This is a genomic window from Methanobrevibacter sp. (assembly GCF_045577275.1).
Lineage (GTDB): Archaea > Methanobacteriota > Methanobacteria > Methanobacteriales > Methanobacteriaceae > Methanobrevibacter.
The window spans coordinates 1-3,517 of sequence record NZ_JAZNIB010000213.1 but is presented as its reverse complement, the minus strand read 5'-3'; the positions used below and the strand labels follow the sequence as shown (position 1 = coordinate 3,517).

Sequence of the window (3,517 nt, the reverse complement as noted above, 5' to 3'; positions counted from 1 at the left end):
TTTTATAGATATAACCCTATTTTTTAATTTTTCTAAAATCAGTTTTTTTCAAATAATTCCATCTATTTTTTTTAAAATTTTAATAAAAAAAGTAATTTCATGAAAAAATTTTAATTTTCATGAAACTTTAAAGCATGTTTAAATGTCTTTATTTAAGTCGGTAGGATGTATAAATCCTCCACGAATCATATGGTCTGCTAAAACGATAGCAGTGACTGATTCAGCAACTGCAGTTACTCTTGGACAAATGCATGGGTCATGTCTACCAACTATTTCAAGAGTTGTGTTCTCTTTTTTATCCAAATCGATTGTATTTTGAATTTTAGATATGGAAGGTGTAGGCTTAACCGCTATTCTTGATATGATTGGCATACCATTGCTCATTCCTCCAAGGATTCCTCCAGAATTATTGGTTTTGGTTTTAACATGGCCTTCATCATCATAATAGAATTCATCATTGATTTCTGAAGCAGCAGATTTTGCACAATCAAATCCTAATCCAATCTCAACACCTTTAACTGCATTGATGCTCATAAGTATTTGTGCCAAATCGCCATCAAGCTTTCCAAAGACAGGTTCACCAAGTCCTGCAGGAATTCCTGTTGCAACTGTTTCAACTATTCCTCCAATTGAATCTCCTTCTTGCTTTTTGGAAAGAATCAATTCTTCCATTCTCTTTGCAGCTTCAAGGTCTCCACATCTGACATTGTTTTTTGCAATGTTTTCTTCCAATTTTTCATAATCGACATTTTCTGCCTTAATGTCTCCAATTTGAACTACGTGGGAGATGATTTTTATTCCTTTTGCATCTAATAATTTCTTTGCAATAGCTCCTCCAATAACATGGCTGATGGTTGTTCTTCCGCTTCCACGGCCTCCTCCATTGTAGTCATATATGCCGTATTTCTCTAACCAGCAGTAGTCGCCATGTCCTGGTCTTGGAGTGCTTTTTATGTTTGAATAATCCTTTGATTTTTGATTAGTGTTATATACGATTCCAGCAATTGGTGTTCCATCTGTCTTTCCTTCAAATATTCCAGATAATATTTCCACCTTATCTCCTTCTTGTCTGGATGTTGTAAGTGCACTTGTTCCAGGTCTCCTTTTATTCAATTCGATTTGAATATCCTCTTCACTAAACTCTAAATTAGCTGGACAACCATCTACGACTGCTCCAAGTGCTTTTCCATGACTGGAACCAAAGCTTGTAATTGAAAAGATTTTTCCAATAGTGTTTGTCATATAATTCCTCAAATTTTTCTGTAAATATTAAGTTTATTTTAAATTTTCTATATTATTAAATATTTTTATTAATATTAATATATTTTAAGTTTTTATGAAAAATTTATATTATAAATTTAATATATTAATATATGAATAATTATTTAAAATAATTTATTTTAAAAATCATTATATGATTAAAAAATTATTTTAATTAAATTTAATTAATCAAATTTTTAATATTCAACCATTAAGAAGTGAAAATATGAATTTTCCAGTTACAAGAATGAGAAGATATAGGAAAAACTCTAAAATTAGAGATATTGTACGTGAGACTAAATTAAACAAGGAAGATTTAATTTATCCAATATTCGTTAAAGAAGACTTGAAAGATGGTGAAAAGGAAGCCATTTCCACAATGCCTGGTGAATATAGGTTCTCTTTAAATGGTGCTGTAGAATATGCTAAGGAATTGGAAGCTAAAGGATTAAGGTCCATCATAGTATTCGGTCTTCCAAGTGAAGAAAAAAAAGATGAAATTGGATCTCCTGCATTTGCACCAACAGGTATCGTACAAAAAACTGTACGTAAGCTTAAAGCTGAAACTGATTTGGTAATCATCACTGATGTATGCTTATGTCAATACACTTCCCATGGTCACTGTGGTCTTATTCGTGAAAATGATGACACTGACTTTGGTTATGAAATCTTAAACGATGAATCTTTGGAATATTTGGCTAAAACTGCTTTATCTCATGCTGAAGCAGGTGCAGATATCGTTGCACCTTCTGATATGATGGACGGCAGAATCCATGCCTTAAGAGAAATTCTTGATGAAAACGGTTATTACAATACTATGATCATGTCCTATTCAGTTAAATTCGCTTCTTCATTCTATGCTCCATTTAGGGAAGCTGCGTGTTCCGCTCCTTCTGCTGGAAACAGGAAATCATATCAGATGGATCCTGCAAATGCCCTTGAAGCAATCAGGGAAGCTGAACTTGATGTGATTGAAGGAACTGACTTTTTAATGGTTAAGCCTGCTTTACCTTACTTGGACATCATCAAAACAATTAGGGAAGAGTTTGACCTTCCTTTAGTAACCTATAATGTCAGTGGAGAATACTCCATGATTATGGCAGGTATTGAAAATGGATATCTGACTGAAGAATCTATTATGGAATCATTATTGTCAATCAAGAGAGCTGGTGCAGACTTGATTATAACTAATTTTGCTCCATATGCTTTAGACCACTTATAATGATGGGGGAATGTTTGTGGAATCAAAAGACATAGCTAAATTGGCTCAATTGGCTTCTGTACTTGAAGTCAGCGGTTGGCCAAAACCTGGAAATGTGCATAGAACCCGTAACTATGATGATATGGTATTTCAGGATTTCATCATCAGTGGTGTGGTTATTGGAAATATTATGGAAGAGTTGGCCAATCAGGCCAAGGAAATTGATGACTTATCCAAAGCAGAATTAGGCAAATATATTCTTCAAGCTGTCAGTGAAACAGATAAGTGGATTTCAACCAATACCAATTTAGGAATTATGATGATGTGCATTCCAATAGCAGCTGCAGCAGCAATCAGTGATGGTTTTGATGAAATTCAAGAAAATGTAGGTCGTTTGATGGATGCTACAACTGTTGATGATGCTGTAAACCTTTATGATGCAATCAATGTTGCAGATGCAGGTGGAATGGGAGATCAAGAGGAATTCGATGTAATGAGCGAAAAGGCAAAGGATGAATTACGTGCCAACAATCAGACCATGTATGATGTTTTGGAAATTTCTGCTGGATGGGACAGATTGGCAAATGAGTTAACCAATAAGATGCCGGTTTGCTTTGAATTAGGATTCCCTACATTCAAGGAATTTTTAGCAAGCTGTGATGATGAGGATGCTGTAAATAAGGCTACAGTCGCGACATTCATGACAATATTGTCTCAAATTCCAGACACTTTGATTTCAAGAAAATATGGTGATGAGATAGCAGAATCCGTTTCTAAAAAAGCAGAAGGAATCTTGCAATTTAAGGATGATGATTCCTTTGTAGAAAAGCTTTTGGAATTCGATGATTATCTTTATGAGAATAAATATAATCCTGGAACAACTGCAGATTTAACTGCTGCTTCTATATTCTTATCTTATCTTGAAAGAGAATTTTAATTTATTTATGGCCCTGGCCATATTTTTCTTATTTTTTTATTTTTTTATTTTTTTCTTTTTTTCAATTTTTTATTTTATTAAAATAACTATTTTTTAAACAATATTTATTAATTAGATTA

Annotated in this window: 3 protein-coding genes; 2 read left to right on the top strand and 1 reads right to left on the bottom strand. The window is 33.2% G+C overall.

From position 1 onward, the window contains the following. Window positions 1–138: 138 nt before the first annotated feature. Complete coding sequence (gene aroC / locus ACKI67_RS06130) at window positions 139–1,242, bottom strand: chorismate synthase (protein ID WP_407462560.1); 1,104 nt, start codon at window positions 1,240–1,242, stop codon at window positions 139–141. A 244-nt stretch (window positions 1,243–1,486) separates the two neighbouring features. On the opposite strand from aroC, the gene hemB reads away from it, so the two are divergent. Together hemB and ACKI67_RS06120 are read left to right on the top strand one after the other, a co-directional pair. Next, window positions 1,487–2,482 (top strand): porphobilinogen synthase, encoded by a 996-nt coding sequence (hemB, locus tag ACKI67_RS06125; RefSeq protein WP_407462559.1) that lies wholly within the window; start codon window positions 1,487–1,489, stop codon window positions 2,480–2,482. Between the two features lie 16 nt (window positions 2,483–2,498). After that, entirely contained in the window at window positions 2,499–3,398 is a 900-nt protein-coding gene (locus ACKI67_RS06120) for a triphosphoribosyl-dephospho-CoA synthase (RefSeq protein ID WP_407462557.1), read from the top strand. Window positions 3,399–3,517: the final 119 nt, after the last annotated feature.

Excerpts from the sequence above, each read along its gene's own strand:
- aroC (WP_407462560.1), bottom strand. The coding sequence starts at position 1,242 with ATGACAAACACTATTGGAAAAATCTTTTCAATTACAAGCTTTGGTTCC.
- hemB (WP_407462559.1), top strand. The coding sequence starts at position 1,487 with ATGAATTTTCCAGTTACAAGAATGAGAAGATATAGGAAAAACTCTAAA.